Source organism: Salana multivorans (assembly GCF_003751805.1).
GTDB classification, from domain to species: Bacteria; Actinomycetota; Actinomycetes; order Actinomycetales; family Beutenbergiaceae; genus Salana; species Salana multivorans.
Window position 1 is genome coordinate 1 of sequence record NZ_RKHQ01000001.1, and the last position, 26,684, is coordinate 26,684.

The 26,684-nt window shown below is 68.8% G+C and carries 49 protein-coding genes and 1 pseudogene; 17 read left to right on the top strand and 33 right to left on the bottom strand.

The window, feature by feature from the left end:
- On the bottom strand, positions 1-395 hold a 395-nt coding region (locus EDD28_RS17585; RefSeq protein ID WP_211339068.1), incomplete at its 3' end, for a hypothetical protein.
- A 49-nt stretch (positions 396-444) separates the two neighbouring features.
- Here EDD28_RS17585 and EDD28_RS00005 point away from each other — a divergent pair.
- From EDD28_RS00005 to EDD28_RS00090, 17 genes and pseudogenes are all read left to right on the top strand, one after another.
- Positions 445-864 carry a hypothetical protein gene (locus EDD28_RS00005; RefSeq protein ID WP_123737773.1) on the top strand — a complete coding sequence of 140 codons (420 nt, stop codon included), beginning with the start codon at positions 445-447 and terminating at the stop codon, positions 862-864.
- A 161-nt stretch (positions 865-1,025) separates the two neighbouring features.
- The gene (locus EDD28_RS00010; protein ID WP_123737774.1) at positions 1,026-1,490 is read left to right on the top strand and encodes a hypothetical protein; all 465 of its coding nucleotides are present in this window, start codon (positions 1,026-1,028) and stop codon (positions 1,488-1,490) included.
- A gap of 650 nt (positions 1,491-2,140) precedes the next feature.
- Positions 2,141-2,662, top strand: coding sequence for a hypothetical protein (locus EDD28_RS00015; RefSeq protein ID WP_211339069.1), 522 nt, complete (start codon positions 2,141-2,143; stop codon positions 2,660-2,662).
- A gap of 38 nt (positions 2,663-2,700) precedes the next feature.
- Positions 2,701-2,985: a hypothetical protein gene (locus EDD28_RS00020; RefSeq protein WP_148059489.1), complete on the top strand. Its 285-nt coding sequence runs from the start codon at positions 2,701-2,703 to the stop codon at positions 2,983-2,985.
- 67 nt (positions 2,986-3,052) lie between these two features.
- Positions 3,053-3,253 carry a hypothetical protein gene (locus EDD28_RS00025; protein WP_211339070.1) on the top strand — a complete coding sequence of 67 codons (201 nt, stop codon included), beginning with the start codon at positions 3,053-3,055 and terminating at the stop codon, positions 3,251-3,253.
- Positions 3,250-3,696 (top strand): annotated as a pseudogene (locus tag EDD28_RS18160) (RNA ligase family protein); the annotation flags it as partial. The gene EDD28_RS00025 and the pseudogene EDD28_RS18160, both read left to right, overlap by 4 nt.
- A gap of 173 nt (positions 3,697-3,869) precedes the next feature.
- Positions 3,870-4,265 carry a hypothetical protein gene (locus EDD28_RS00035; RefSeq protein ID WP_123737849.1) on the top strand — a complete coding sequence of 132 codons (396 nt, stop codon included), beginning with the start codon at positions 3,870-3,872 and terminating at the stop codon, positions 4,263-4,265.
- 206 nt (positions 4,266-4,471) lie between these two features.
- Positions 4,472-5,170: a CHC2 zinc finger domain-containing protein gene (locus tag EDD28_RS18165; protein WP_425469972.1), complete on the top strand. Its 699-nt coding sequence runs from the start codon at positions 4,472-4,474 to the stop codon at positions 5,168-5,170.
- Positions 5,171-5,452: 282 nt separating this feature from the next.
- Positions 5,453-5,659 (top strand): hypothetical protein, encoded by a 207-nt coding sequence (locus tag EDD28_RS17590; RefSeq protein WP_211339071.1) that lies wholly within the window; start codon positions 5,453-5,455, stop codon positions 5,657-5,659.
- 221 nt (positions 5,660-5,880) lie between these two features.
- On the top strand, positions 5,881-6,201 hold the full coding sequence (locus EDD28_RS00050; RefSeq protein WP_123737780.1) for a hypothetical protein: 321 nt from the start codon (positions 5,881-5,883) through the stop codon (positions 6,199-6,201).
- On the top strand, positions 6,198-6,461 hold the full coding sequence (locus EDD28_RS00055; protein ID WP_123737781.1) for a glutaredoxin family protein: 264 nt from the start codon (positions 6,198-6,200) through the stop codon (positions 6,459-6,461). The genes EDD28_RS00050 and EDD28_RS00055 overlap by 4 nt, the downstream gene beginning before the upstream one ends.
- Positions 6,448-6,744 carry a hypothetical protein gene (locus EDD28_RS00060; RefSeq protein WP_123737782.1) on the top strand — a complete coding sequence of 99 codons (297 nt, stop codon included), beginning with the start codon at positions 6,448-6,450 and terminating at the stop codon, positions 6,742-6,744. Before EDD28_RS00055 ends, EDD28_RS00060 begins: the two co-directional genes overlap by 14 nt.
- A 358-nt stretch (positions 6,745-7,102) precedes the next feature.
- Positions 7,103-8,281, top strand: a complete 1,179-nt coding sequence (locus EDD28_RS00070; RefSeq protein WP_148059490.1) for a metallophosphoesterase family protein — start codon at positions 7,103-7,105, stop codon at positions 8,279-8,281.
- A gap of 86 nt (positions 8,282-8,367) precedes the next feature.
- Complete coding sequence (locus EDD28_RS00075) at positions 8,368-8,712, top strand: DUF7574 domain-containing protein (RefSeq protein WP_123737785.1); 345 nt, start codon at positions 8,368-8,370, stop codon at positions 8,710-8,712.
- A complete protein-coding gene (locus EDD28_RS00080) occupies positions 8,709-9,011 on the top strand; it encodes a hypothetical protein (RefSeq protein ID WP_123737786.1) in 303 nt (100 codons plus the stop codon). The genes EDD28_RS00075 and EDD28_RS00080 overlap by 4 nt, the downstream gene beginning before the upstream one ends.
- On the top strand, positions 9,011-9,391 hold the full coding sequence (locus EDD28_RS00085; RefSeq protein WP_123737787.1) for a hypothetical protein: 381 nt from the start codon (positions 9,011-9,013) through the stop codon (positions 9,389-9,391). Before EDD28_RS00080 ends, EDD28_RS00085 begins: the two co-directional genes overlap by 1 nt.
- On the top strand, positions 9,378-9,656 hold the full coding sequence (locus tag EDD28_RS00090) for a hypothetical protein (RefSeq protein ID WP_123737788.1): 279 nt from the start codon (positions 9,378-9,380) through the stop codon (positions 9,654-9,656). Before EDD28_RS00085 ends, EDD28_RS00090 begins: the two co-directional genes overlap by 14 nt.
- A gap of 39 nt (positions 9,657-9,695) precedes the next feature.
- Here the strand turns inward: EDD28_RS00090 and EDD28_RS00095 are convergent, their stop codons facing one another.
- The 32 genes from EDD28_RS00095 to EDD28_RS00240 form a co-directional block, all read right to left on the bottom strand.
- Positions 9,696-11,105: a recombinase family protein gene (locus EDD28_RS00095; protein ID WP_123737789.1), complete on the bottom strand. Its 1,410-nt coding sequence runs from the start codon at positions 11,103-11,105 to the stop codon at positions 9,696-9,698.
- A 111-nt stretch (positions 11,106-11,216) separates the two neighbouring features.
- Positions 11,217-11,675: a hypothetical protein gene (locus EDD28_RS00100; protein ID WP_123737790.1), complete on the bottom strand. Its 459-nt coding sequence runs from the start codon at positions 11,673-11,675 to the stop codon at positions 11,217-11,219.
- Positions 11,676-11,846: 171 nt separating this feature from the next.
- Positions 11,847-12,050, bottom strand: a complete 204-nt coding sequence (locus EDD28_RS00110; protein WP_123737792.1) for a hypothetical protein — start codon at positions 12,048-12,050, stop codon at positions 11,847-11,849.
- A complete protein-coding gene (locus tag EDD28_RS00115; RefSeq protein WP_170169296.1) occupies positions 12,047-12,982 on the bottom strand; it encodes an SPFH domain-containing protein in 936 nt (311 codons plus the stop codon). The genes EDD28_RS00110 and EDD28_RS00115 overlap by 4 nt, the downstream gene beginning before the upstream one ends.
- A gap of 11 nt (positions 12,983-12,993) precedes the next feature.
- A complete protein-coding gene (locus tag EDD28_RS17200; protein WP_170169297.1) occupies positions 12,994-13,179 on the bottom strand; it encodes a hypothetical protein in 186 nt (61 codons plus the stop codon).
- Positions 13,176-13,862 (bottom strand): hypothetical protein, encoded by a 687-nt coding sequence (locus EDD28_RS00120; RefSeq protein WP_123737794.1) that lies wholly within the window; start codon positions 13,860-13,862, stop codon positions 13,176-13,178. The genes EDD28_RS17200 and EDD28_RS00120 overlap by 4 nt, the downstream gene beginning before the upstream one ends.
- A complete protein-coding gene (locus EDD28_RS00125; protein WP_123737795.1) occupies positions 13,859-14,176 on the bottom strand; it encodes a hypothetical protein in 318 nt (105 codons plus the stop codon). Before EDD28_RS00125 ends, EDD28_RS00120 begins: the two co-directional genes overlap by 4 nt.
- Positions 14,176-15,114, bottom strand: a complete 939-nt coding sequence (locus EDD28_RS00130) for a phosphatase domain-containing protein (protein ID WP_170169298.1) — start codon at positions 15,112-15,114, stop codon at positions 14,176-14,178. Before EDD28_RS00130 ends, EDD28_RS00125 begins: the two co-directional genes overlap by 1 nt.
- Complete coding sequence (locus EDD28_RS00135) at positions 15,111-16,211, bottom strand: RNA ligase (protein WP_170169299.1); 1,101 nt, start codon at positions 16,209-16,211, stop codon at positions 15,111-15,113. Before EDD28_RS00135 ends, EDD28_RS00130 begins: the two co-directional genes overlap by 4 nt.
- Positions 16,208-16,420, bottom strand: a complete 213-nt coding sequence (locus tag EDD28_RS17595) for a hypothetical protein (RefSeq protein WP_211339072.1) — start codon at positions 16,418-16,420, stop codon at positions 16,208-16,210. The genes EDD28_RS00135 and EDD28_RS17595 overlap by 4 nt, the downstream gene beginning before the upstream one ends.
- A 26-nt stretch (positions 16,421-16,446) precedes the next feature.
- Positions 16,447-16,704, bottom strand: a complete 258-nt coding sequence (locus EDD28_RS00140) for a hypothetical protein (protein ID WP_211339073.1) — start codon at positions 16,702-16,704, stop codon at positions 16,447-16,449.
- Between the two features lie 22 nt (positions 16,705-16,726).
- On the bottom strand, positions 16,727-16,981 hold the full coding sequence (locus tag EDD28_RS00145) for a hypothetical protein (protein WP_123737798.1): 255 nt from the start codon (positions 16,979-16,981) through the stop codon (positions 16,727-16,729).
- Positions 16,981-17,469 carry a hypothetical protein gene (locus EDD28_RS00150; protein ID WP_123737799.1) on the bottom strand — a complete coding sequence of 163 codons (489 nt, stop codon included), beginning with the start codon at positions 17,467-17,469 and terminating at the stop codon, positions 16,981-16,983. The genes EDD28_RS00145 and EDD28_RS00150 overlap by 1 nt, the downstream gene beginning before the upstream one ends.
- Positions 17,466-18,083, bottom strand: coding sequence for a deoxynucleotide monophosphate kinase family protein (locus EDD28_RS00155; RefSeq protein WP_123737800.1), 618 nt, complete (start codon positions 18,081-18,083; stop codon positions 17,466-17,468). The genes EDD28_RS00150 and EDD28_RS00155 overlap by 4 nt, the downstream gene beginning before the upstream one ends.
- A 94-nt stretch (positions 18,084-18,177) precedes the next feature.
- On the bottom strand, positions 18,178-18,330 hold the full coding sequence (locus EDD28_RS17205; RefSeq protein WP_170169300.1) for a hypothetical protein: 153 nt from the start codon (positions 18,328-18,330) through the stop codon (positions 18,178-18,180).
- Positions 18,331-18,533: 203 nt separating this feature from the next.
- Positions 18,534-19,067, bottom strand: coding sequence for a hypothetical protein (locus EDD28_RS00160; protein ID WP_123737801.1), 534 nt, complete (start codon positions 19,065-19,067; stop codon positions 18,534-18,536).
- A complete protein-coding gene (locus EDD28_RS00165) occupies positions 19,060-19,347 on the bottom strand; it encodes a hypothetical protein (protein ID WP_123737802.1) in 288 nt (95 codons plus the stop codon). Before EDD28_RS00165 ends, EDD28_RS00160 begins: the two co-directional genes overlap by 8 nt.
- A gap of 374 nt (positions 19,348-19,721) precedes the next feature.
- Positions 19,722-20,192 (bottom strand): MmcB family DNA repair protein, encoded by a 471-nt coding sequence (locus EDD28_RS00175; protein WP_123737804.1) that lies wholly within the window; start codon positions 20,190-20,192, stop codon positions 19,722-19,724.
- The gene (locus EDD28_RS00180) at positions 20,192-20,512 is read right to left on the bottom strand and encodes a hypothetical protein (protein ID WP_148059491.1); all 321 of its coding nucleotides are present in this window, start codon (positions 20,510-20,512) and stop codon (positions 20,192-20,194) included. Before EDD28_RS00180 ends, EDD28_RS00175 begins: the two co-directional genes overlap by 1 nt.
- Positions 20,505-20,639 carry a hypothetical protein gene (locus EDD28_RS18020; protein ID WP_281272539.1) on the bottom strand — a complete coding sequence of 45 codons (135 nt, stop codon included), beginning with the start codon at positions 20,637-20,639 and terminating at the stop codon, positions 20,505-20,507. The genes EDD28_RS00180 and EDD28_RS18020 overlap by 8 nt, the downstream gene beginning before the upstream one ends.
- Positions 20,636-20,854 carry a hypothetical protein gene (locus EDD28_RS00185; RefSeq protein WP_123737806.1) on the bottom strand — a complete coding sequence of 73 codons (219 nt, stop codon included), beginning with the start codon at positions 20,852-20,854 and terminating at the stop codon, positions 20,636-20,638. The genes EDD28_RS18020 and EDD28_RS00185 overlap by 4 nt, the downstream gene beginning before the upstream one ends.
- 91 nt (positions 20,855-20,945) lie before the next feature.
- Positions 20,946-21,473 carry a hypothetical protein gene (locus EDD28_RS00190; protein WP_123737807.1) on the bottom strand — a complete coding sequence of 176 codons (528 nt, stop codon included), beginning with the start codon at positions 21,471-21,473 and terminating at the stop codon, positions 20,946-20,948.
- A complete protein-coding gene (locus EDD28_RS00195; RefSeq protein ID WP_148059492.1) occupies positions 21,473-21,865 on the bottom strand; it encodes a hypothetical protein in 393 nt (130 codons plus the stop codon). Before EDD28_RS00195 ends, EDD28_RS00190 begins: the two co-directional genes overlap by 1 nt.
- A 13-nt stretch (positions 21,866-21,878) precedes the next feature.
- Complete coding sequence (locus EDD28_RS00200) at positions 21,879-22,265, bottom strand: hypothetical protein (protein WP_123737809.1); 387 nt, start codon at positions 22,263-22,265, stop codon at positions 21,879-21,881.
- On the bottom strand, positions 22,262-23,380 hold the full coding sequence (locus EDD28_RS17760) for a DUF7666 domain-containing protein (protein WP_245967849.1): 1,119 nt from the start codon (positions 23,378-23,380) through the stop codon (positions 22,262-22,264). The genes EDD28_RS00200 and EDD28_RS17760 overlap by 4 nt, the downstream gene beginning before the upstream one ends.
- A complete protein-coding gene (locus EDD28_RS00210) occupies positions 23,377-23,739 on the bottom strand; it encodes a hypothetical protein (protein ID WP_123737810.1) in 363 nt (120 codons plus the stop codon). Before EDD28_RS00210 ends, EDD28_RS17760 begins: the two co-directional genes overlap by 4 nt.
- Positions 23,740-23,764: 25 nt before the next feature.
- Positions 23,765-24,103: a hypothetical protein gene (locus EDD28_RS00215; RefSeq protein WP_123737811.1), complete on the bottom strand. Its 339-nt coding sequence runs from the start codon at positions 24,101-24,103 to the stop codon at positions 23,765-23,767.
- Between the two features lie 278 nt (positions 24,104-24,381).
- Positions 24,382-24,906, bottom strand: coding sequence for a hypothetical protein (locus EDD28_RS00225; RefSeq protein WP_123737813.1), 525 nt, complete (start codon positions 24,904-24,906; stop codon positions 24,382-24,384).
- An 80-nt stretch (positions 24,907-24,986) separates the two neighbouring features.
- Entirely contained in the window at positions 24,987-25,145 is a 159-nt protein-coding gene (locus EDD28_RS17210) for a hypothetical protein (RefSeq protein WP_170169301.1), read from the bottom strand.
- Between the two features lie 148 nt (positions 25,146-25,293).
- Positions 25,294-25,548, bottom strand: coding sequence for a hypothetical protein (locus EDD28_RS00230; RefSeq protein WP_123737814.1), 255 nt, complete (start codon positions 25,546-25,548; stop codon positions 25,294-25,296).
- Entirely contained in the window at positions 25,548-26,135 is a 588-nt protein-coding gene (locus EDD28_RS00235; protein ID WP_148059493.1) for a hypothetical protein, read from the bottom strand. Before EDD28_RS00235 ends, EDD28_RS00230 begins: the two co-directional genes overlap by 1 nt.
- Positions 26,135-26,518 carry a hypothetical protein gene (locus tag EDD28_RS00240; protein WP_123737816.1) on the bottom strand — a complete coding sequence of 128 codons (384 nt, stop codon included), beginning with the start codon at positions 26,516-26,518 and terminating at the stop codon, positions 26,135-26,137. Before EDD28_RS00240 ends, EDD28_RS00235 begins: the two co-directional genes overlap by 1 nt.
- Positions 26,519-26,684: the final 166 nt, after the last annotated feature.

Below are 26,684 nucleotides of genomic sequence, written 5' to 3' on the forward strand. Positions count from 1 at the left end.
GGCGGCAACCGGCCGATGACGACGAGCAGCTCGGCGTCTACAGCGAGGCTATCCGTCAGATGTTCGACGCCAAGGCGACCCAGGGCGCCTACTGGATGGCCCAGGAGTTCCTTCCTGACCCTCGTGACCGGAGGCTCCCCCCGAAGATCCAGTGGGAGTCGCTGGTCCGGTACACGCCGGACTACTTCGACGCCCGCTTCGGCATGGCGCGCGACGGTATCGACGCCGGCGTCTACCTCGCCAACCCGAGCAACCTCTGCGGCGGGTGCTCGGTTCGCGACTTCTGCCGCCTCCAGGGCGGCGCCCGCGCGGAGGAGGTCCCTACCGGGAGCCCAAGCGCGAGATGGTGCTCGCTTGCGCTTGACGTTTGGATAACGTACCGTGTAGCGTGTCAATCACAACTTCATAGAGGGCCGCCCCAGGGGCGGCAGGAGAGGAGGGCTAGTGTCCGACGTGGACATCACCCCCGATGGGTCCGAGATCGTCGTCACGCTCAAGGGCGGCAAGGACTTCTCGGACACCTGGATCGTCATTCATGGCAACGACGCCAGCGAGGTGCGACAGAAGATCGCCGACATGTTCGGCCTGGCCGAGGAGCAGCACAAGGAGCTCAAGCTCTACGAACTCGTGATCTACGCGAACAAGGCTCTCCAGGTCGCCCGCAACCTGAACGTGGTCCTGGGCGCCGTGCCGGCCGACGGCCCGTCGCGCCGTGGGACGAGCCCGCGAAGCCCGCTGCGGACGGCGACCCGTGGGGCGACGAACCCCAGGAGGACCCCGCCGCGAAGAAGCCGACCACCCGGACGCGCAAGGCCCCCGCCAAGGAGCCGGAGCCGGAGCCCAAGGTCGACGTCGGCGCGCTGATCGACGTGGCCGAGTCGGTGGACAGCCTCAAGGCGATCTTCGCCGAGCACAAGGCCGAGATCACGGCCACCCCGCGCTCCAGAAGCGCGTGAAGGACCGCCGCGCGGTCATCGCCGGCAAGTAGTACCCCACAACACAACTGAACAGAGGAGGCCCCAACAGTGGCGATTGGTAAGAAGCAGGGCGGCGGAGGGTTCTTCAAGCCCGCGGATCACACGAACGACCTGGCGATCCTGGTCGAGCCGAAGTCGATCAAGCGCGACCAGAAGAACGAGTACAACGGCCAGATCACCTACCGCGACGAGCTGACTGCGGACGTGACGGTGTTCCCGAACTCGTCCCTCAAGCCGAACGGCAAGCCCGAGGTGTACCAGAACATGGTGATCGCCTCGAAGGTGCTCGTCTCGACGATCGAGCACCTGGTGGGCACCGGCGACGCCGTGATCCAGACCGTCGGCAAGCCCCGCGGCAAGAACTACTACGACTGGCTGGACCCCGAGCCGGACGCGCAGCAGGCGGTCCTCGCCTACTACGAGTCGCGCGAGGCGGCCTCCGCCGGCGTGGAGGACGACCTCTTCGGAGAGACGAGTGACCCAGGTGACCGAGGTCGTCCTCGACAACGGTGAGTGCATCCGCCTGGAAGGGCGAAGAGGGTCGACTACGGCGACGGGACTGGCGTAGTCACCGTCAAGGACCCCAAGGTCTCGTGCTGTTCCTCGCGCCGCTGGATCAGGTTCGGTACTTATCAACCGCCCGCCCGCGGCTGAGGTGCGGTCCGAGGTGGGGACGTCGTCACCGTTGACGAGTTCCGGGCGCTGCCGGCGGGAAGTCGCGTAGCGGACCGCCAGGGCGACAGTACGAGTTCGACGGGGCTGGCATCACCCTCGTTCGGTGGCGTAGCGAGCCGACGACCGAGAGGCGTGCCGCCTCCGATACGAGACCGATGGATGACGGACTGCGGGCGTCTACGCTCCACTCCGGTCACCCAGATCGGCGCCGGCGACTAGTGTTCACGCATGAGGCGCTCAGTCGCAACATCAGCGACGGCAAGGAGCTTCCTCGCGTCCCTGGCTTCGGGACCTGTACCGCTACGGCTGTACGCCACGACACGGCCAGGTAGTGATGGTGGTGGGGAGGTCCGGCTCTGGCAAGTCGGCCCTCACGATGGCCTGGGTCCAGGACATGGGCCTCCCCACCCTGTACTTCTCGGGCGACATGTCGGCGTTCGACGCATCGACGCGACTCGCGTCGATGGTGTCCGGCGAGACGAGTACCGATGATCGAGGCCGCTTTCGACGCCGGGACCCAGACCGAGTACGTCGACGCGCTCGCCGAGTCGAAGGTGACGTTCGTCTTTGGGGCACCGATCACCTGGCAGCGCGTCACGGATGCCCTTGAGGCGTACGTAGAGCTCTGGGACGCCTACCCCGAGGTGCTCGTGATCGACAACCTCATGGACCTCGACGGCGCCGAGTCGGACTACTCGGTGCAGATGGAGGCCATGTCGATCGTGACCGAGCTCGCACGGGAGACGGGGGCGACGGTGTTCATCCTGCCACCACGCGAGCGACAAGACGATGGACGCGAAGAACGCTCCGTACGACCCGCCGAACCGGGCAGACGTGAAGGGGGCCTCTCCGAGAAGCCGGAGATCTCCCTCAGCATCGCCCTGGACCCGCGGCGGGGTACGGCCAACGTGGCGGTCATCAAGAACCGCAACGGACGCTCGGACCCGACCGCTCGACACTTCATCGAGATCGGCACGGAGCCGGAGCTGTCCCGCTTTCACGCGCTGTAGAGCGCGTCACAACTGAATATGGAGAAGGAGGAATCGTCGTGTATCAGCGATTCAAGACGTGGGCGGATCAGACGCCCTGGCCCCTGCGAGTGGCGGTGATGTTCACGCTCGTCATGGGGACGGTCATGCTGGGCACCACCTACGGGTGGGCGGCGGCTCTTGCCGCGCTCGGCATGGCGCTCATCGTCATCGGGGCCTCCGCTGCGATCGACCGACTCAAGACCGTCGCCGAGCTTGACCGGTACGAGGGCTGGACTCTGATCCACCCGGTCGAGCCGGTCAAGCCGTCGGTGGTGGCCTCGACGGCCGGGGGTGCAGCGTGACCGCCACCGCCGACGTTCCCACGAGGAACGTGCGCGGGGGCTCGGGTTCTGGGGCGCCCTACTCATCGTGTTCGTCGCCCTCAAGTTCGGCGGCGTCATCGCCTGGCCGTGGTGGCTGGTGATCCTGTTCCCGCTCCTTGCGCCCGTCGCGCTCGCCCTCATCTGGGCGGCGCTCCTGGTCGCCCTCGCCCTTGTGGTGGGGGCCGTTCGGGAGGCGACGATCCGCCGCACGGCGAAGAAGTTCTCGACGCGGGCGGGCGCTCGATGAGCGCCGTGACCTTCGAGGCGTGGCCGAAGACTCCGCGCCTCTACCGCGACGCGGTCGTGACCGAGAAGATCGACGGCACCAACTCCGCCGTCATCATCGACCTCGGTGACCCGTCCGAGGACCAGCAGGGCTACGTGGCCGGCGTGCATGTCAGCGACACCTTCTACAAGGTGGGCGCCCAGTCGCGCAACCGGATCATCACGCCCGGGAAGAGTACGGACAACTACGGGTTCGCGGGGTGGGTCGCCGAGAACGCCGAGGCGCTAGCCCTCACCCTTGGGCCCGGTCGGCACTTTGGCGAGTGGTGGGGTAAGGGCATCGCGCGCAACTACGGTCTCGACCACCGCCGGTTCTCGCTCTTCAACACCGCCCGCTACGAGTCGAAGCTCAACGAGCACAACCCTCTGCGGGGCGAGCTGTTCACGGTGCCCATCCTGGAGGTCGGCACGTTCGGTGACGGGCTCGTGAACGGCGCGCTGACGAGCCTGACCCTCTCTGGTTCGTCCGCCGCCCCGGCTTCGACCGGCCCGAGGGCGTGGTCGTCTTTCATGCGGCGTCGCGCTCCACCTTCAAGGTGCTCCTGGAGAACGACGCCCAGCCCAAGGGGAGGCGCCCGTTGGCTGACCCGACGATTCAGCGTCGCAACCGCGCCAACAAGCGGCGTGGGGCGACCTGGGAGATCTCGCTCACCGACTTCTTCCGGAACCGAGGGCACGCCGCCGAGCGGCTGCCGAAGATGGGCCGCCTCGACCAGGGCGACATCGCCGTCCAGGACACCTACGGGACCATCCTGATCGAGGCCAAGGACGCGAAGGCGATGAGCCTGCGCTCGTGGCTCGCGGAAGCCGAGGAGGAGGCGGCGAACTACGTCGCAGTCCGTCCCGGCGTCCGGCGCGAGGACGTCCAGGCGGTGGTGATCGTGAAGGACCGCGAGGAGCCGATCGAGCGAGCGATCGTCGTGATGCGCCTCAGTGAGTACCTCACGCTCCCCGCCGTCGAGGCGGCGACGTGACCCGCCCACGGAGCGACGGGATCATCGATCTCGTCGCGATCGCCCGTGCGCTCGACTTCGACTGGCCCGTCATCGAGCGCCTCACGCGACGAGAGTTCGCCGTCTTCATCGACCGCCTCGCGCAGATGGGCGACCCCCTGTCGGAGCGTGGCGACCAGAACTGGGGTCTCCCGCCGGGTGCGTCCCAGTGGCGTGGTTCGCGCGGGATGTCGCTCGACGGGTGGGACGGGTCGTGGGAGGGGCCTCCCCTGCCGCGAATCCTGCGCTCCAGGCGCTCACCGACTACGAGAGGCGTCGGATCGAGTCCGCGAGTGGGGGCGGCGGCGTCGAGGTGGCGGGCGCAGGTGGGCAGCAGGTCTCACTCTCGGGCTCGCGCCCAGGGCTGGGCTGGTCAGACGACGTTCGCCGGCGCGAGCGATGGCTCGTTGGGTCACGGTCTCAGCGCGAGAGCGTCACTGGAGCGCTGCGACGTCGCGCCCGAAGGACGAGCGGTGCTCGCGCGGCTTAGCGCGAGGCGGGATCGGGATGGGGAGGGCCTGGACATCGTCACGGTGTTCGAGCACTACTCCATCCCGATCCACAGCGGGCGCTCTAGCCAGATGGTGCGCTGCCCGTTCCACGGCGATTCCACACCCTCGCTGTCCGTCGACCTGAACAAGGACGTCTGGAACTGCCACTCGTGTGGCGAGGGCGGGAACGCGTGGCAGATGGTTCTACGAATGGAGGCTGGGGATTACGGACGAGCAAGAAGTGTTGAGGCCCAGCTCGTCGGAGCAGCGGGCGATCCTCGGGGAGGCCGTCGCCAAGTATCAGGCGGGGGTTACACGCGAGGTCGCTCAGTATCTCCGGGAGCGGGGCGTAAGCCGCGAGACCGCACAGCGCTTCCGCCTTGGTTGCGTCACTGACCCTCTCCCCGAGCACGCTCGCTTCGAGGGCTGGCTAGCGATCCCGTATCTCCGTCACGACGGCGGGGTGCTCCAGGTGCGGTTCCGGTGCATGGACGACCACGACCATCGCGAGGCGGGCCACGGCAAGTACGCGACGGTGGCGGGCGAGGCTGCCCGCACGTTCAACGTGAAGGCGCTGCATGACGCAGCGGACGTCGTACACGTCTGCGAGGGGGAGCTGGACGCCCTGGTGCTGAACCAGCTCGAACTCCCCGCGGTCGCCCTTCCCGGTGCCGCGATGTGGGGCGGCGTCATCGTCACCTGTTCGCGGGCTACTCCCGGGTGTGGGTATGGGCGGATGGCGACGAGGCGGGCGCCAAGCTCGCGAACAAGATCACCGCCTCGCTGTCGACGGCGAAGCGGGTCCGGATGCCGTCCGAGATGGACGTGACGGACCTGTACCTCGCCGAAGGCGCTGAGGCGATCTACGACCTGATGGAGGAATGAGTGGGACTTGAAGACGAGCTGAGGGCACCCGCCGCACGACCGCGGCCGATGCTGATGGACGCCGTACTGGGGAGCCTGACCGAGGCCGAGGGTGACGCTGTGAGGTCGGCGTTGCGGGAGGGGCAGCCGGCCGCGCACGTGGCCTTGATCCTGACGAAGCATGGCCACCAGGTCGGAGAGGCGGCCGTGCGCCGCTGGGCCCGACGAGAGGGGCTGCGACCGTGAGGCTGCGCACCCTTCGGGATGACCTGATCGACCTGCTCACGCTGCATGGCATTCCGGGCGGGCGCCTCTCCGGCCTCCACTGGGAGGTCGACTGCCCGGACGGGCTGGACGTGGAGTGGATCACCGACGCGGGAGACCGCATCCGGAACTGGCTCCCGCTCGACCGCACGATCGTTCACGACCTGGGCGAGCCGACGCCGCTTCATGAGGAGATCGTCGCGCTGGACCGGCTCCGTCAGATTGTCGACGCCCACCGGGCGCTGCGCGGTGTGAAGACGGCTTCACACCGAATGCTCCGGGAGCGTGACTGCGAATGAGGTTCACCCTCTTCAAGAAGTCCCAGGGCTGCCAGCCGTGCGTCGCGACTCAGCGAGTGCTCGATCGGCACGGCCTTCGCGAGGGTCAGCACTACGACGTCCGGTACCTCGACCTCGACGCCGAGGCGCTGCGCTTCGCCAAGGGGCTTGGCCACAACGCGGCCCCGGTCGTGTACGTGAACGAGGACCGACACTGGTCCGGGTTCTGGCCCGGTCGCGTCGACGAGCTGGCCCAGGAGGTGGACCGTGGCGACGGCTGACGAGCGAGAAACCACTGTCACAGTGTGTGACTCCGATGCGCACGTGCGCGTCTGGTCCAACCGCAGGCGTGACATCACCAAGCTCAGGAATCACTCACGCGTTACCATCGTTTCTGAGGGGGTCCACGACGGCACGCCCTGGGTCGAGGCCATCCTCCCGGCGGCGGAGTGGAGCCCGGTTCACGGGATCAAGCGCAGGCGCAAGCCGCTGACGGATGACCAGCGCGAGGCTGCGGTTGAGCGACTGCGCATCGCCAGGGAGGCCCGCAATGGGGCCGGCTGACTCACTGGCGCCGGCCTCTGGGGTGTGGATCGCCGACACCGACGGCGGGGAGTGGACCGAGGTCGGCAAGATCACCGGCCCGCTCACATCGCCGACTCGGCCACTCGACGATGTGGCCGAGTCATTCCGCCACCTCGGTGACGTGAGCATGTCATTCACGATCTCCGCGGATGAACTGCTCAAGCGCATGCACCTCCTCCGATGGCTCGACCCGCTCAGCCGGGCTCGTCGGCGCCAGCTCCACACGAAGTACAACGCCCGACGACGACGGCGGGCCAGGTGATGGGCTGCGCGAGCGGCCGCGACCCCTTCGACTACGACGACTGGTTCGTCAACTTCAACATCAAGGAGGACTCGCTTGAGTCTCAAGGACGACCTGCTGGCGCCACCGCCAGCACCGCCGCAGAGCGCGCGGACCGCAGAGCGAGCGTTCACGCGCAAGCTTGAGGTGAGTGGCGACCGGGCCGAGGCCGAGATCAACGCCCCCGAGGGCACGATCACGGACGAGACCGTCGCGGAGTTCCTCACGACGAAGGGGCTCGATCCACACGAGTGGGAGGCCAGCGGGTTCCGCTCGTCGGAGTGGACCATGCCCAACGGCGCCGTCGGCGAGTCGAAGAGGTTCAGCTTCGTTCGCCGTGCGGGTGGCGCGGCCGGCTCGACCCTTCCAGACCTCGACGACCTGCACGCAGCCATCGAGCGCGCTCGTGCCGAGCTGACCCCGCAGGTGGTCCCGCTGGGTGGGCGAGCGTCGCTGGTCACGATCATCGCAGACCCGCAGATCGGCAAGGTCGGGAGCCGGGGCGGCGCCGAGGAGGTGCTCGGCCGCCTGGAGGCTTCGCGCGAGCGGTTCGAGCATCGCGCTCGGACGGTCGCGGCTTCGGAGATCATCCTCGTCGACGCAGGCGATGCCGTGGAGAACTTCGAGTCCGCACCCCAGCAGGACCGGACGAACGACCTCCAGCTCACCGAGCAGATCCGGGTGTGGCGTCGAGTCCTCTGGACTTGGGTTGCCACGGCCGCTCGGCTGTCCGCGAGCGTGAAGGTCATCGGCGTTCCGTCGAACCACGGCGCCGTCAGGCGCGGCAAGGCGAAGATGGGGCCCGCGTCCGACGACTACGGGATCGAGGTCATCGCCCAGGTCGCAGACATGGCGGCGGTCAACAACGACCTCTACGGTCACGTCGAGTTCTTCACGCCGGGGACGCACGAGGAGTCGGTCGCCATCGAGCTCGCTGGGGGCAAGGTTCTCGGGGTCGCGCACGGCCACCAGGCCGGCACTGCCGACGGGCTCGCCAAGTGGCTCGCGGGGCAGGCGCTCGGCCGCACGCCGGTCGGGCGAGCAGACATCGCGGTGTTCGGGCACTTCCACAACCTGCGCATCCAGACCGTCGGCGACGACCGATGGCTGTTCGTGGCGCCGACGTCGGACAACGGCTCTGACTGGTTCCGCAACCTGTCCGGGGCGGACTCGGCTCCTGGTGTCCTGACCTTCGTGGTCGACGAGGATGGCTGGCGCGACCTCGCGGTGTGCTAGGGCCGACTGTATAACGTGGCGTGTACTGCGCCTTGACAACTGAATAGAGGAGCCCCACTGCGGTGGGGCCGGAGAGGAGGTCGACCGTGACCGAAGAGAATCCCCACATCCGAAGCGATCGCTTTCGCTGGATCGACAGCATCGACTGGGACGAAGAGTCGTACCAGTTCAACATGACGGACGCCTGGCTCGACACGGAGACGGGCGACGTGCTCGTCGCGGACGACTCAGGGTGCTCGTGCCCGACGCCGTTCGAGGACACCCGGCTCAACGACACGACCAAGATCGCCCACCTCAAGGATCTCGACGCCCACGTCGCCGACCGCATGGAGATCGAGTGGTCGCGGGCTCACCCCGGCCAGGCGGGTCGCGTCGATCGCCACCAGCACTTCCGTGCGTCCGTCGAGCAGGCGCTGCGAGGCGGCGAGTGAGCCGGAGCTACCCCGACGAGAAGACCGTCGCGGCGGCGGTGCGCGGCGCCAGGCAGGCGGCGAGGCGCTACCCGAACGACCTGGAACCCGACGACGCCACCCAGGAGGCGTACCTGTTCCTCCTGGAGAACGAGTCTCGCGTCCTCGCCGCGCTCGCCCGTCGGGGCGGTAGCGACAACGTCCGCAAGCTGGTCTCGCAGACGTTTCGGGACCGGGTCCGAAAGAGCCCCTGGGCGTCGTGGCACCGCCGACCGCTGTCCGACGCCTACGACGAGATGGCCGAGGCTGAGGAGGGCTAGTGGGGCAGTACGACACGAAGACGATCGAGGAGGCCCTGTCGACCCTGTGGGACGAGAGCCGCTTCCAGCAGTCCCAGGAGCGGGAGGGGTCGCCCGATCCCGACATGCCCCGTAACCCGAGCTCTGACCCGACGAGGTCCGGCACGGCCTGGGCGGTGTGGGCAGACATGTCGAGCGCGTGGCGACGACTCCCGCTCGACGACTGGCGGCGCGCGGTGTTCCGACGGCACGCCCAAGACCTCGACTTCCGAACGATCGGCGCCCTGGAGGGGTGCTCCAAGGACACAGCACAGCGGCGCTACATGGCCGCCATCGAACACATGAGGGACGACCTGAACGGCGCCCCGCGAGAGGAGAACAGCCACCTTGACTGCGACTGACATCGACCCCATCCCCCTCGTTGACGCCGCTCTGCGCGCCGCCGACCTGTCCGCAACCGACCTTGGTGCGGTGATCGAGGTGAACTCACGCGCCGGCGTCAAGCTGCGAGGCGTGCTCCAGCGGATCGACGCCCAGCTCGTGGCTCCGTCCGACTTCCCCGGCTTGGCCCACAACCCCACGGCCCAGCCCGCCATCGAGCTCTGGTTCGCGGGCGACGTGGTGGTCCAGGTTGACCCCCGCGCCCGCGTGACGGTGGCGGAGTGACCGTCGAGGAGTGGACGGCCCGAGCCCTCGGGCCCGACTTCAAACTCCTGCCGTGGCAACGCGACTTCCTGGTTCAGACCTTCGCAGGGTCACGATCACGTGCTCGCGGCCGTACCGACGCCCCTTCCCCGCAGGGTGCACGGAGACCTGCACCAGCCTGTCGATGATCTGACGCTTCTCATCCAGAGACATCCGCCCCCACTCCCGCTTCGCATCCTCCGCCGCGAGGAAGCGAGCGAGGGTGGGGGCTTTTTCTGTTTCGGCTATCGAACGCTCGATCTCCTCAAGCCTCCCCCTAAGACCAGTCGTGATGGTGCCAAGTTGCTCGATGGTGAGCACGCCCTCAGCAAAGCTCGCTGCGGCTTCGGTGAGCCGCTCCCGCAGCGCGGCGGCCTCGCCCACCAGGGTCGCGCCATGCTCCGGGGTGGAGGTGTCTGGGTCTTCAATCTCAGCCATGTCGACGAGGGTGAAGATGAACCCTTCTACCGTGTCGTCGACGAGAGGCTCGGGAATCATGACGTGGTAGCCCGAGGAGCAGGTGAGGTAGTACCCCAGGGGCGTGACGCGCTCCGCCCCTATCGCTCGCCGAGGCGGTGTCGAACGGCGCCGGCCTGACTTGAGGGTGCTCCCACAGACTCCGCAGGTCGCGAGCGACACGAGCAGGTGCTTACGCACCTTGCGCACGGGGTTCGTGTTCCGTTCGGGCCGGTCGAGGATGGCTTTCATGGTGCGCCAGGTCGTCATGTCGAGCGGGGCTTCCCAGTCGCCCGTGCCCACCTCCACCCCGTCGTACACACGAACGCCGGCGATCCGCGGGTTCTGTAGCACCTGACGCAAGAGCGCGCCGGTCCACTTCCCGCCGCGCGCAGTCGGGTGCCCCTCTTCGTTGAGCCGCTTCGCGATTCCGTAGAGGCTGGCCCCGCCGATGAGCTCTCCCGCGGCGCGCTGGATCACGGCCGCCTCGGCCTGGTTCAGGCTGCCATCCATTTCGTTGCCGTAGGGACGGGTTGCCCACCAGCGCTTGCCCTTTCGTGCCCGCGCCGCGTTGCTGAGCCGCTGGCGGATCGCCTTCTGCTCCCCCTCGTACTGGGCCCAGGCGGTAACCGTGCGCGCCACTGCACGCCCCGCTGGTGTCGACAGGTCGAGGTGTCCGGCCTCCTTGGCGTACACGTTGATGCCGAGCTCGATGACGCGCTCCAGGTCACGGTTGGTGCGCACGAGGCGATCGGTGTGCCAGACCGCGATCGCCTCGGCGCCCGAGCGCAGTAGGGCCTCGAACCCCGGTCGGCGGGCTCCGGTCGTTGCCGAGATGTCGTTGTCCTCGTAGATCCCTACGATCCGCCACCCCTGCCGAGAACACCACTCAACGAGCGCCTCGCGCTGGTTCTCGACGCCCTCCTGGTTGCCGTAACGGTCGAGCGAGATTCTCACGTACAGGGCCACGTCCACGGGTGCATCGTAGGCGAATCAGCATGGACCTGGTCATCCGCCTAGGATGCACCTGGCACGCCGAAGGGCCCCAGCCTAGGGTGTGATCCTTGAGCTGGGGCCCTTCGATGTTCAGGCTTGCAGGTACTTCGTGGCGTCCGTGTGGGAGATGACCTTGAGCGTGGGCTGGAACCCGATCGCGGAGTCGGCCACCCACTTGTAGCTGCCGTCCTTGTTGACGCTGTCGGTCTCGCGCCACCAGGCGCACATGGCGACCGGCCCCCTGCGGGCCGAGACGCCAAGCGTGTGGCACTCGGGCTCCAGAACGTTGCGGAGCCCGAGTCCGCCGAGTCGAGGACCAACCGAGTCCAGCACCCTGACGGCCCAGCCGTTCGCCGTCGCCTTCTTGATGAACAGCTTTGGCGAGGCGGGGAGCGAGGGCCAGGCATCCTCCGGCACGAACTCGCTCCGCAGCGGCGGCGGCGGGGGAAGAGGGGCGTCGAGCTCGCGCTCTAGCGCCTGCATCACCCTGTGGTTCCGCCCCGCTTCGTAGAACTGGTCCCACAGCTTCCGCTGGTACTCAGTCGCCATCGAGATCACCGAACGGCACCAACTCCACCCCGTGGGCGGACCGCTCGTGGTTCTTCGCGAGATGCTCCCGAAGATCGCTCTGCGCGCCGTGGCCCGTCCGCCAGTATCCGGGACCGACCCAGCGACAGTCGTCGCAGTACGCGCGGTACCGCCGCCAGCGCGGGGCGACGCTCACCATGAGCAGTCGAGCGCGACGCCGTCCTCACCGCGGGTGAGCGTTGCGCAGAGCATCCGACCACCGTCCGGCAGGTCGACGGTGAACACGTTCACCGTTCCCGCTCGTGTCTGGGTGGAGCTCTCAGCCTCGACCCCGCACGCCGAGAGGCCGAGCGCGAGGCCGGCCGCGACGGCAACCGCTGCGATCCGACGCTTCACGGCGCGACCTGGACGAACGGAGTCGAGCCCTCCGGCACCACGAACACCGTGCCCGACCCGTACGCTTCGATCTCGCGAAGTCGGAGCAGCTCGGGGGTGAGCGACTCGGTCAGAACGCGGTTGGCCTCGGCCTGCGCCTCGGCCTCGACCACCTGAGCCTGGGCGGACACCTCGGTCGCGCGGAGGTTGGCCTCAGCCTCGGCCTCCTTCTGCTGGGCGACCTCGACGCTCTTGATCGACGCCTCGACGTCGTCGGAGAAGGTGATGTTCTGGAGGTTCACCAGGGAGACGGTCACGCCGTACTGCGACAGCCGGCTGTTGAGCCGCTCCAGCATGGTGTCCTGGGCCTCGCCGCGCTTCTCGCCCCGGAACTGGACCGGCGAGTACGCGGAGGGGACGTCGCGCACGACGGCGAGGATGGTCGGCTCGATGACCTGCTTCGTGAAGCGCTCCTGCGAGCGGTAGGACTCGTAGAGCTCCTCGACGTGGTCCCCGTCGAGCGAATAGACGGCGGAGAAGTCGAAGTTGCTCTGGGCGCCGCCAGAGACGCTGGCGGTGACCTGCTGGCCCGAGACCTGCCCACCCGTGTAGGACGGCGCACCCTTGTCGTCGCCGGCGTAGGTCACGGACTGGGAGAACAGATCCCACTCGCTGCGGGTCTGCCAGGGCGCCTTGGTTGCGAAGCCGGGCTCGCTGTTCTGGCCGGCGACGGTCCCACCAGCGTTCACGAGGACCGACGCCTGACCAACCGACTGCGAGTAGATGGTGCTGAACCCGACGAACAGGAGCGATCCCACGAGCGCGACAGCGGCGGCAATGCCGGCCGCCCGCTTCGTCGGGAAGTCGTAGTTGTTCCCCCTGGGCTTGACGATGAAGAACACGGCCGTCGCGATGAGCGCGATGACGGCAAGGATGATGGCAACGATGAACACTGTTGCTCCTCTCAGTAGGTGGTCTTGTTGATCGGCGTGCCGTAGACGGCATCGCTGGTGATGGCTTCGAGGCCGGTCGGCCCCGCCGGGTGTGCTGTCGGGCTGGAGGCGCGACTCCGGCGCCCCGTGGTGGAGGCGAGTGCGAGGCCGCACACCACTCCGGCGAGGAAGGTCGCGAGCAGGAGCAGAACGATCACGGGGCGCCCGCCGCCGCGACGACCTCGCCGGGGGCCCAGTCGACGATGTGCTCGTCGGCGGCGTCCTGCCACCCCTGGTCGGGGTTGAACAGCAGCCACGGCCGTTCGTCGGCGCCGAAGAGCCGACGAACGCCGAATGCGTAGACGCGCTCGAAGGGGTCCGATGACCAGCCCCGCGGGATCGAGACCCGGACGTTGACGATGGTCGCGCCGATGGTGGACGGGAGCTCCTGCTCGGGCTTGGGCCGGTCCAGGAGCGTGATCGTCTGGGCCATCCCTGAAACTCGGTCCACGAAGGCGAGGATGTACCCGTTCGACTGGGCGTAGCCGGCGAGCGAGACCTCGGTGACCAACCCCTGGCGCGTGTCGCTCATGCCGTCGTCCCGCACCAGCTCCACGCGGATCGTGTCGCCGACCTGGATCTCGCCGAACGAGATGACGCGCGGGAGGCGCTTGAGGTACTCCGACTCCAGGGTCACCGACTCCGGGACGATCGCAGTCACGGGCGCTCCATCGACCTTGACGCCGAGGTCACCATCGCCGTAGACCCACCGCACGGTTCCAGCGGTCCCGAGCTCCCACTCGTTGGGGTCGACAGCGACCACCCCGGCGCCCCCCAGGCGGTAGTGGTGCGCGCCGGTTCGGACCACGCGGTCCCCGACCTTGAACTTGCTCTCACTCACTCGTAACCCCTCTCCTCGATGTCCTTCTTCGTGCATTCGAGCGCAGCCACGTAGCTCCCTGCGGGCTGCCCGCAGGTGCAGCAGATGCGCCGCGAGACCTCGCACTTCGTGCACGCCCCGCCGATACCCCCGAGCCCCGTGAGCACCGTCTCCCCCTGGCCGTCCTTGGCCGTGGCGGGGATCATCGGGTAGGCGGTGCACCCCTCGCCCCCGTCGCAGTGCGGGCACCAGCGGACATCCGCCTTCGCGCCCCACTCGGTCCCACAGCGGCACCATCGCTCGATGGTCGCCTCGCGCTGACTCGTGGTCGCCATCAGAAGTCGCCGTCCTGAACCTGGAGGCACTTGATGCCCATGTCACGCCAGAGGCGAACCACCTGATTCCGGTCGTCGAGCGCGAAGATGACGTCGTAACGACCGCGCACGTGCTCGTTGAACAGGTCGTACTTCACCTCGAAGTCGGGACGACGGTCGCCGGTCTTGCGCATGAGCGGACCCACCACGCCCTCCGTCTCGCGCGAGTCCCAGCCGGCGTCGGCGAGCCACGAGTTGGTCACGGCAGCGCAGGAGTCCTCGCGACCGCTCAGGAAGATGACGGAGACCTCGTCGAGCCACATCTTCTCGATCAGCATGTCGACCACCGGATCGACGGTGTCCTCATGGACGCGATCAAGGTCGTAGGGCCCTCGCCCGTTCATGTGGGCCAGGGTGCCGTCGATGTCGACGATGATCGCGAGCGGCAAGCCGGCTCCGTCCTCGCGCGTGTAGGGCATCGGGTCGCTCGCCCTCTTGCGCTCGCTCGGCTTCACCTCGGGCCACGGCATCGGGTAGCGCTGGGCGAAGCTGTTGATGACTCCCCCAGGAACCGCCGCCTCGCCATGCAGAGCTCGGGCGACGTTTCGCTCGTGACACTCCCCGACGGGCGTCTCGACGTTCACGACGCGCCAGGAGGCTCCCCCGGAGATGGCGAGGTCGACCCACTCACGGGCCGTCCGGAGGCGGAGGTTGGTGTCGTCGACGGCGACGCTCTTGCCGCCCGCGAGAAGAGCCTTCACCGCGGCGCGATGCGCCTTGGTGATCGCGCCCTCCTGCGAGGACGAGAGGCCTGAACGCCGGTCATAGAAGGCGTCGCGAAGATCATCTCGCGACAGGCGCGCACGACCCTCCGGGTCCTCGGCGACCCACTCGGTCGCCCATGTCGTCTTGCCGCTGCCGGGGTAGCCCCGCAAGATCACGAGCTCCTGACCGGTCACGCCGCACACTCCGTTCGCCCGGTCGGCTTGGGACCCTTGGGGCGAACCGCCTTCCAGGCCATGTCGTAGAAGTCCCGCCCGTCCTCGATCGCGAAGATGTAGGGCGCGTAGGCGCTGCGGTTCGCCAGTCGGGCGAACTCCTTCCGCCACGTACGGCGCTCGGTGTAGTGCTTGCTGGGCGCCGCGAGCGCGGCGGAGGCGTGCGCCTGTCGCGCCCCCTGAACGAGCAGCCCGTGGTCTGCGAGGAGCGGCCTCGCGATCCTCCAGGCCCAGTCGCGGAACTCCTCGGGCATCTCCCGCTCCAGCCGCCAGTAGGTGCCGGTGCGCAGCGCCTCCCACACGGTGGTCTCGTTGAGGCCGGTGACGATGCGGTGCAGGCGCACGTAGTCGTCCTGCTTGATCTTCACCATCGTCCCGTCGGCGAGGTGGACCACGACCCCCTCCTTGCCCTCTCGCGGGGGCAGCGCAAGCACCTCAGCGAGGGAGCCCTCGGCCACTCGCGAGGCGGCGGGCATCCCGTACTTGGACCACCAGGCAGACGGGGTGGAATGCCCCGTCGCGTGGTTAACCATCCCGATCTGGACCAGGTCGTCCATATCGCCGTAGTCGACGACGATCCGGTTCGAGGGGTAGATGATCTCCACGAGATCCGTCCACCCGGCCTGGGTGTCGACCTTGGAGTACCGCTCGCGCAGGACGGTCGTCGCGTGGACCGCCTGGTCGCTGGTGAACGACCCCCTCGTCGCGACGGCGGGGCGTCCGTCCGGCGCGGGGTAGATGACCCCGAGAGAGCCGTCGAGCTTGTCGTAGGCGACGGCCCACTGGCTGAGGTTGAGGCTCCCGTCCGGGTGCTCGCCATAGTTGAAGAACTTGGCGAACGGACGAGCGACGATGTCGGCGTCGCCGCTGCCGTCGAGCCGCACGATCAGACCGCGACAGAGGCGCGTCGCGTCCGTCCAGTGCCGGTCATACTGCGCCGCCGGGGTGTAGTTGTAGATGACGAGCGACTGGTCGTCGGGGTGGTGGCGCGAGGTGATGTAGCCGGCGTCGACATCGGCCGCCAGCAGGGTCGGGTCGAGGATCTCGCTGAGCTTCACAGTGTGCTCCCTTCGTTGTGGTCGGTGATGTCGACGCCAAGGGCGTCGGAGACGGCGTCGAGGAACGCCTGTCGGTCGAGGAAGGTGGTCATCTGGCGGTCTGCCGGGTACCCGCGCCAGGTGGTGAGGACAACGCAGCCATCGCGCCCGACGCTCACCGCGCAGTTGGTCGAGTGCCGCCCCTCTACGACGGCACCATCGTCAGGCACGTTCAACCCCACGTTACACCATTGCATCAGGCAACACTCTCCTCGGCGATCTTGCGCAACTCCTGCCAGAGCACTGCGGCGGCGTCGTGCTCCTGTCGCGACTGCGAGGTCAGGTGGTAGCCATCGCAGTCGCGACAGTGGTAGTACCGCGTCTCGGTCCGCTGCCACTTCTCGCGCTTCGCCTGGGCGCGGCCCAGGGCCTTCCGGGCGTCGCGGTCCGAGAAGAAGCTGCGCTTGCCGGTCGTTCGGCAGATGCGATGAGCGACGACACAGTGCTTGGTCACGACCCCTGCCCCTTTCGCTCGGTCATGGCATGACCCCCGGGTGGATGAGCTGGACGAGGTACGGCTCGGGGATCGTGTCGGGCTCGCTCAGCTCCGGCCAGACGGACGCGAGGACGATCATCGCCCGCACGTCGATGCACGCAAGCGGGCGGGCATAGTCTGCGGTCGCCAGGTCGATGAGAACCGCGACGCCTCCCCCGGCGGCACGGCAGATCCGGTCGCCGGTCACGTACTTCTCGTCGAGGTTGTAGGACACCTCCGCGTAGCCGGCCCCCATCAGCGACCACCCCCGAGGCTCTCGGCGAGGCGCTCAAGGCGCGCTAGTCTCGCCACGCGCTCGTCCCACCGAGCCTGCCGCGCAGCCGCCTCCGCTTCCAGGGCATGGCGATCCTTAAGGATGCTCTCCATCGCCTCGATGACATCGTCCATCGACGGGATCTCGCCATGGTCCCCGAAGACGCGACGCCGACCAACGGCCTTCCCGTCCGACTCCCGGAGCAACAGAAGCTGCAACCCCAGGAGCGGCCCTCCGCGAGAGGGCGAACCGCGATAGACGGACGACACCTCCGCAACGTCCGCAGCCCATCGGTAGCCCGAGGGGGGCAGCGGGGCGTCGGCCGCCGAAGCCGGCCGATCCTCAGTGCACGCGACTTCGGCCTCCAGGCGCGCGGGGGCGCTCGGCACCGTGCGATCGGCGGGGGCCTCGGGGCGACCCGCTAGGCCGGTCCACCATCCCGAGATGTCGTCCGCGGTGGGCAGCTTCATGCGGTCACCCCCGCGAGGTCGGCCCGCATGTCCTCGTAGTCGCGCTCCATCTCGACGATCGAGTCGAGGTGGCGATGCAGGTCGATGACCTCCATGTCGTTCTCGATCTCCGTGAGGGCGATGCCGTCGAGCGCCCGCTCCGAGGGGTGGGGATCGTTGCCGACCCCTCGGCCGACGAGTCGGTACACGGAGCCACCCATGTCGAGGAGTCGGTCCATCTCGTTCGGGAAGCGGACGTCCGGGATGACGAAGCGGTCCTCGCCCATCTCGACCGCGCCGGCGATCCGAGACTCCAGGGCGTCGACCCAGATGTCCTGGCCGAGAACCATGCGGCCGGCCTCGGTGCCGAGGCGCTGCAACAGGCCGCGGACCTCCCAGTAGAAGGGGCTGCCCTTGATGCCCTCCCAGCCCCCCGCCTCCCTCAACGCCTCGCTGAGGCGCTGGTAGCCGCCCTGGGTCGCGCCGCCCGGGATGATCGGGTCGAGCCCTCCGAGGATGTCGCGCAGGGGGTCCGCGAAGCACATGATGCGGAACCCGTGGCGCGCAGCGAGGTAGTTCGCCGCGCTGGTCTTGCCCGAGCGCTTCGCCCCAGCCAGTCCGATGATGATGGTCACTTCTCTCTCCAGTTCTCTCGCCTGCCGTGCTCAACACACTACACGACACGTTATCCTATTGCTCTCGCATGTGCGAGGCAGAGTTGGGTTACGACTAGGCGCGGGCCAGGCTCGGGATGAGCCCCGTGAGTGGCGAGGCCAGGAAGGCATCAACCAGCCCGGACCAGCTCGCGCGAAGGTCGGCCGTCGCGCGAGCGACCTCCGGATTGCCCTGGGTGATGACCGCCACCAGGACGATCGCACCCACTCCCGCAACCACACCCCACACCCATCCGAGACTGCGTCGACGCGACGGTCGCGAAACGCCTCCGCCGGGTAGCGGCGCCGGGGGCGCCCACGCGTGAGGTTGGGGTTGGTGCTGAGCTGGCATGGGCGGGACGGCGCGACGCTGCGGCGGGTACTGGCTCATGGCCCGACCGTAGCGCGTCGTCGCCATCATCGCGGCCCTCGTCATGACGCGTCCCCCTCCAGCGCGCGGAGCGTCGGGCACGGCCACAATCTGCCGCACCCCGAGCAGACCAGCGAGCCGTCCGGCCAGGGCGTCGCACCGTGCTCCGCTCGCACCCGGTCGAGGGCGGCACGAGCCCGTCCGGCGTCGTCCACCTCGCGCCGCAGCACGTTCCGCTCCTGACGCAGGAGCCGAGCAATACCGAGGGCGTGCTCGCGCTCAGCCTTGGCGGTGTGCAGGTCGCGCCGCAGGATTTCGTTCTCGTCGTAGATCTTCGCGATATCCACGTTCGCGAGGTGGTCACAGACGGCGCACGGTCCGTCATCCTGGTGCGTACTCTCGGCCGCCAACTGCCACTCGGCCTCCGTTGCACGGAACTCGGCGTGGTCCAGCCTGCCGGTCAGCTTCTCGATGTGATCCAGGAGCGCGAGCATGTCTTCCCGCGCCTGACCTCCAACGCGGAAGCTGGACAGGGTGGCCCCGTCGAGGCTCTCCCGGATAGCGGCCAGCCGCTCCGGCGCCATCGGCTCAGTCATCGGGAGTCACCTCGATCCCGAGCGCTGCGGCGACGTCGGGGTGGATGGCCTCTGACACCGACCCGACCGGAACAAACAAGGCCATTCCGGTGTGACCGCACTCCGCGTGCAGGCGGATCAGGTTGGCGATGCGCTGCTGCTCCACGAGGGCCAGGGTCGCCTCGGTCTGGGCCTCCTGCGCGAGTGTGCTCGCAATGTGTTGAAAGCCGTCCCGGCGGTATTTCGCCGCGCTCTGTAGCAGATGCCGCGCCTCGGTGGCGTGGTTGATGCGGTCGGTCATGGTGTGTCCTCCTCCTGCCGTGTGACGGGCTCGTAGAACGCGGAGTCGCGGGCGCAATCGGTTCGACGTATCAGGCCGCGCTCCACGAGGACGCGGGTCGTGCGAGACCATCGGGAGTAGGAGCGAATCCACAGGCCGCCTGTACTCGACTCGCGGAACTCCGACAGGAGCTGTCGCTGGGCCGGGGTGAGGCCCTTCTCTCGTGGGTCAGCCACGATCCCCTCCTTCTTCTACGTACCCGGCGCACGGGCACCACGTCGTGATGGTGTTGACGCCCATGAACATCACCCCGAACGCCTGCCCGGTGTGGCGGCACTCGTGGGCGCGGTGACGACTCTTGGGGTGGTGACACACCGCGCAAGGCTTGACCCGAGTCACGAGGTCACCCCCGCGGCGCGGTAGGCGATGCGCTGGACGACGGTCTGCGGTAGCGGGTCGGGGGTCTTGCTGACGATGGCTTTCTTGGCGACCTCGATACGCCCGTCCTCGTGGACTCGCCACAGGCCGCAGCCGTGCGGGCTCATCACGTCCAGGTCGGCCGGCACGGCGTAGACGAACCGGTGGACGTGCCGCTGCCACATGCGCCGCTTCCAGTACGTGTCGCGCCGGAAGTCCGCCACGGTCACCTTGACCTCGATCGCCGTCCGCACGAGCGACTCGAACATCAGGGCGTCGATCCGGCGCATGGGCGCGTGCCCCGCGGGCGGCGCATCACCGGGGATGTACGCGTACTCCACCTCGCGCCCGGAGTCGGGCAGGTCGAAGTCCTCGATCGACAGCTCCGGAACGATCGCCGCCCCCGAGTGCGCGCGCCGGATCGCGCCCAGGATGAACGCCGCGTCCATCACTTCACCCCCAGCACGGCTTCGAGGGTGGCGCGCGCGTTCTCGCGGTACTCAACCCGAGTCGCCTCCGTCGTCTGGTCTCGCCCTCGGGGATCGGACCACAGGCACCCCCGAAACGCGCCGGGACGATCGAAAGCAGCGCGGGCCGCTCGCTCGACCATCTCGTCGGTGACCTCGGGGCGCAGACGCCCGGCGTCGTAGAGGGCCCGAGCGTACGTACGCTGCCGCCCGGTCGGCTCGTCGCACCCATCCGGATCGAGCGGGCAGCAGACCTCCTCGTGCATGACCCGCGCAGCCTGCTCGACCATGTCCTCAGCCATCACAGCCCTCCTCGTCGTGTTCGTCGGCCAGGTCTTCGGCACCGCGCCGGTTGGTGACCCGGCTGGTCCATCCGCACTTGCGGCACTCTGCGATCCACATGTCGCAGCGACGGATCTGCGCGCTCATCGCTCCACCATCTTCCAGCCGTGCTCGGGGCAGTAGTCGAGGCGCCGTCGCCCGCCGTACGGGTTCGGCATGTTGACCGTCCACCCCTCCCGCCGCGCGTCCCGCCGAGCCTCGTGGGCGTACGACCCCGCCGGCGCCTCGAAGAACGCCCGACACGGCCAGCGGCCGTCACCGTTGCACTCGATCCGGTTCGGCGAGACCAGGTTGACGCTCACCAGTCCCACTCCCTCAGCAGCCACAGCGCGAACGCGACGAAGCCGAGGGTCCCGCCGACTACAAGCCCCAACAGGAGCCAGATCCACCACATCAGTCCTCCTCCTCTCCCGTCACGAGGTACTTGTTCTCGCGGCGGAGGTGCGCGACCTCGGCCTCCAGTTCCGCGATCCTCTTGCTGGCCGCCTCGGAGCGGAGGTGCGGCCGGTCAGCGCGGGCACGGTGGGGCTCGCGGGTGACCGTGTATCCGGCCGCGATCAGCCGGTCCGCCGCACATCCCAGGCAGTCCTCGCAGCGCTCGGCCTCGTCGTCCGTGTTGCCGTGCTGCTCGCGCTTCACTGACACCAGAGCGGCGGACCGCACCTCCCCGCGCACGAGTCGGGCGGCGTACTCCTGACCCGCGTTGAAGGCGTTCAGCCGGCCGGCGTCGTCGTAGAGCAGGTCCGCCTCGATCTCCCGCGCGATCCGCTCCCGCTCAGCCGAGGCCGCGACTTCCGCCACATGCTTCACCCAGCCGAGCGAGTAGTTCCCCTCGAACGCTTTGATCGGAGCCTCACAGCCCTGGCAGTACGGACCCCCCGCCCCGGTCGAGTAGTTGGGGTGCTCGCGCCAGACCTCCATCACGACACCTCCCCGCGCATAGATCGAGCCGTTGACACCAGGTCCGACATGGCTTCGACGAAACGTGCCGCGTCCCACGTCCCGTCCGCTACACGCACCAGCGACGCGTCGATCACGTCTGTGAAGCGCTGTTGAGCCTGAGCATCACCCTCCGCGTACGCCTCGGCGACCAGGTCCCGGGTCGGGTGGTAGACCAGGGTCGCGGGGAGGAACATGCCCGAGTACGAGAGGTCCTGCATGTTGCCGTTCGCCCGACGCAGCACTCTCCGGACGCTGGCGATCGACGACTGGTCCACCCCGATCTGTCCGGCGACACCGTCCGAGCAGACGACGATGGCCCCGTAGGGCAGTGCGTCCAGCTCGGCGGGGGTGGTGATCTGCGGAACCACCACGACTACCACCCCCTCAGCTCGCGCCGAGCGGCGCGAGGCGGACGAGACCGTCCTCGTCGTGCAGCAGCTTCGCCGTGGAGGAGACGTCGCCTGGGCCACCCGACTCGCCGCGCCAGCCGCCGGTCGGCGAGAGCTGGAGTACGCGAGCGAGCCAGGGCGTCTCCCTCATGGCCGCGCTGATGTAGACCCCCGGCTCGGTCGGCAGCGGACGGTCGAGGCGCTCGACCATGGCCGACCCTTCGACCTCCTTCGCTCGCAGGAAGTAGGGGCCGATCGGCTCCCCGTCGACGCTGCGCGGGTCGCCATCCGCGTCGACGCTGCCGACGACGCCCTCCGAGGTGACCCCGCCGTAGGTGACGCGGATCTTGTCGCCGACGCGAAACTTCGTCGTGGCGCTCACTTCGCCACCTCGATCGGGTTGCCGTCGATGTCGACCTCGCGCAGGATCGTGAGCGACTCGGCCTTGATCTTGGTCTCGTCGATCGGCCGGATGTCGGCGAGGGGCACCACGACCTCCAGGAAGCGCTCCGCCTCCCAGTAGTGGTCCCGAGCGTGACGCGGCGTCGGGGAGACGTGCAGCCCACCACCGCAGGCGTTGTCGTCACGCCACCGCGGGTCGGTGATCGTCTCACCGATCGGGTACTGCGTCAGGTAGTACGCGTGGCCGGCGTAGAGGTCCCCGTCGACCGCCTTGAACGGGTGGACCATGCCGTCGTCGTCGACGTCCGCGTGGAGCTCCACCCAGGTCGCGGGGTCGAGCTGGTTGATGGACGTCAGATCGATGATGACGCCGCCGTCGACCGTGACGCGCGCGCAGTGGATGAAGACGGCGGTGTAGGTGCCGCCCTTCACGGTCGAGCGGTCGTGGGCGTGCGCGGTCGAGAAGCCCCACAGCTCGGCGCTGGACGAGCCCCACAGCTCGGCGCTGGACGAGCCCCGCAGCACGGCGCTGGACGAGCCCCACAGCTCGGCGCTGGACGAGTCCCGCAGCTCGGCGCTGGACGAGCCCCGCAGCACGGCGCTGGACGAGCCCCACAGCACGGCGCGGGACGAGCCCCGCAGCACGGCGCTGGACGAGCCCCACAGCTCGGCGCTGGACGAGTCCCGCAGCTCGGCGCTGGACGAGCCCCACAGCACGGCGCGGGACGAGCCCCGCAGCACGGCGCGGGACGAGCCCCGCAGCACGGCGCTGGACGAGCCCCACAGCACGGCGCGGGACGAGCCCCACAGCTCGGCGCTGGACGAGTCCCGCAGCTCGGCGCTGGACGAGCCCCACAGCACGGCGCGGGACGAGCCCCGCAGCACGGCGCGGGACGAGTCCCGCAGCTCGGCGCTGGACGAGCCCCACAGCACGGCGCGGGACGAGCCCCGCAGCACGGCGCGGGACGAGCCCGTTTCGTCGATGCGGAGCACCACGCCAGCCGGCGCGTCGACGTAGATGCTCACGTAGTCGTTGCGGTGCCGCTCGATGGCGGCATCCCACTCGGCCTGGTTGGTGACGATGATCTGGTTCACGTGTTGTTCCTCCTGTGACTCGTTGGTCCGCCAGGCAAACCGCCTGCGGTGCTGCTGTTCGACGGGGGCGCCTCCCCCTGCGTTGCGCCCCCGTCGTCGATCGGTTCCATCTCGCGCCAGGTGACCGGGAGTACCCACGGCTTGCCCATTCGGACGAGCCCCGGCACCTCGTTGACTTCGCTCTCGGGCACCTCTACCCAGGCGTCATGGCCGCTCCCCGAGGCGTCCCCGAGCTCAACCACGCGACCCTCCGCGCCGACGAAGGCGTCGAGCCCCTCCACGTCAGGGGCGATGCGCACCCGATCCCCCACGGTCAGCGTTGATGCCCATTCGAGGCGCGTGCGCAGATCACATTCCACGGTACGTTATCCTTTCGCTCGCGATCTAGCCGTCGGTCAACACCCGATAGCACGACAGGCACACCTCTGTCTCGTCGCCGACAACGAACGGACCGGCAGGCGCGCCGCACTCCGCGCACCACAGCGAGGAGACGGGTCGCTCGCGCGGGTCGGGCGCATCCCCGTCGGGGTCGGGTTCGTAGACCGTTCCCCAGAGCAGATCGCCGGCCCGTCCGTCGGCGTCGACCTCGAACAGCGATGCCTCAAGGTCGCGCGGCCTGCCGTCGTTGTCGAGGTCGATCCCCGTCTGCTCGAAGGCGAGTTTGATGCGCTCCACCACGTCCGGGTTGTCGGTGATGATCGTCAGCTCATAGACCCTGGTCATAGCCCTCGCCCCACGCCTGGCCGCACCTCTCGCCCCGGGCGAGCCGCCTTGTCGTGGCGGTGCTCGTAGACCTGCTCGGGCGTCCCGTCCCACTCGTGGTGGTCCAACGCGTGCTCGCGGATCAGACCCCCGGTCGGCGTTCCCAGGAATAGGTCCCCCTCAAGGAGGTGGACGGCCGTCAGGTGCTCCACCATCTCGGCCCTCGTCATCGACGCGAAGGGCACGAAGCGGACGGGGCGGGCGCCGAGAAGCGCACTCGCGGTTGCCTCGCTCACCGGTCAGCGCTCCCGCACGAAGTACGTACCATCGCCGTTCGCCGTCACCAGGACGTCAAGCACCTCGCCGTCGGGCAGCAGGAGCGTCCCACCGGCAGTGCCGTTGCCCATCGTCCGCCAGTTCCAGCACGGCTCCTCCTCGAAGCACTCGACGACGACCGGCGCGGATGGCGCGGGATCGACCGTCGGCGTCTCGCCCTGCCCTGCGGGAGCGTCAGCCACCTGGGGCGAAGGGGCCGCCCCTTCCTCCGGCTCGACCTCGCCACCCTCGCCCGCATGGGGCGCGGCGCCAGCATCACGGGCGTCGACAACGCCTGTCGGCGCGTCCGGGACGGGCATCGCCTCCGATGCCTCGACGGGCGCCCCGGCGGGCCCGTCCACGCCCGACTCGTCTCCGCTCGGCGCCGACATGGCGAGCGTGAGCGTCAGCGTCGCACCGACGATCGCACCGACCACCACCCCGGCCCGCCGGGGCAACGCCAACAAGCGCCGGCGCCCCATCTCGTGAGCCCTGATCGTTCCATCCATCTCTCCCTCTCCTCTCCCTCGGCGCCTGGTGGCACCACGTTACATGACACGTTATCCCGTAGCAAGCACTACACCGCACGTTATCCGATCAGCCGGTCGAGCGCGGCGAACAGGGCCCACAGGATCAGCAGGTAGATCGCCAGCAGGGCGCCCGCGACGAACGCCTGGACCGTGAGCTGGACCTCGCGCGCGAACCTCTCGCGCCCGGGCCGCCTGTCGCCGATCCCAGCTCGCGTCATCGCCCTTCGCCCATCGCGCGCCCGTCCGCCGTCACCATCTCGCCGTCGTGTAGCTCCCTCTTGAAGCCCTCCGGACAGTCGTGCTCGCATCCGGAGCAAGGCAGCGGGCACCACTCCTCATGATTGGTGCAGAAGGTCGTCGCCCCCATCACTCCCCCTCCCCGGTCGGCCACACCTGGACCGTCATCCGACCCTGACCAGAGCAGAAGTGCTCACCGTCAGCGCGCGTGCGCCCGTTGAGGCGGGTTGCGCGCCGCGCCAGCCGCCGCACGGTCTCCACCCGGCGTTTGATGTACCCGCGCTCCCCGATCATCTCGACCACCGTCACGCGGGCGCTTCCATCGCCCTGCGGCATCACGTCAACCACCTGAAGCAGCCCGTCTCGCGAGTCCAGCGCGCCCATCACAGCCACCGATGCTTGAGCGCGTATCCGCCGTCGCTGTGGTGCCGTCGGCGGGACCACAGTCGCGGCCGCTGAGCGGCGATCCACTCAGCGCGCGCGGCGCAGAACGCCAGGCGCGCCGCGCGCGCCTCCGGGGCGGTGAGGCCAGGGTCCCACTCAGCGTCGCGCTCGTCGGGGTGATCGTGTCCGTACTGGGCTGCGAGCATGGTCCAGTCGTTGACGTGGTCGTTCGACGGGCAGCGCGTCACCGTGCGCCCGTTCCTTCGCACCTCGCTCACCTCATGGCCGGTGCAGTGGTGCCCATCGGGGTACAGGGCGCGGGCGAGCGAATATGCGAGGTGGAAGCCCATATCCATCCCGATGCCGCCGACCTTGACGCCGCCGTGCTCGGGGTCGAGTCGGCGACCGACGGCGTGTGCGACCGCCCATGACACGTCGACCGGCCCTCCGTCGACCACGGCGATCACGGCGATGCTGCGCGTCATGCCCGAACGGCTGACGTGATGCAGCGCGGTGGTGACGGTGGCACCGAGCGGATAGAGCCCGCGAAGGTACTCAACAGCCCGCTCCCGATCGGTCGCACCCATCACCACCCCACCTCCCCGTAGGTCGCGAGCCCCGAGCGGGGCCGATCCAGCAACTCGACGTTCCGGTGCAGGTGGGAGCCGATGCGCCGTCGCGCACCGTCGCGCGACTCACCCGCCTTCTGCTCGCGCACCGTCAGCTCGTCGAGCAGGCGCGCGATCGCCACCCGGCGATCGCGCCGGTCATCGCCGATGCTTTCGACGGTGACGCGCCAGCGGTCACGACCGTCAGCCCAGCACTCGACGACGCAGGCGGCCTCTCGACGCGGCTTGTGCGGCGTCGTCACCCGGCCCGACGGCGTCTCGCACGGCGCGTCGGTGGCGGCGCGGCAGTAGTAGCAGGCGGTCGAGAGTGCCCGCTCCTCGACGGTGGCGCGTGTACCCATCACAGCGCCGTCCCGCCCATGTACTTGACCCGACGCGCCTCGCGGCGACGCAACGTCTCCGCCCGCGCCGCGTCCGTCCGCTTGCCCCGCGTGCTCACTCGCGTGTTCCGTCCCATGATCCCGACTCCCGCCGGTCGTGGTCACCCCCATTGGGTGACCGGAGCTC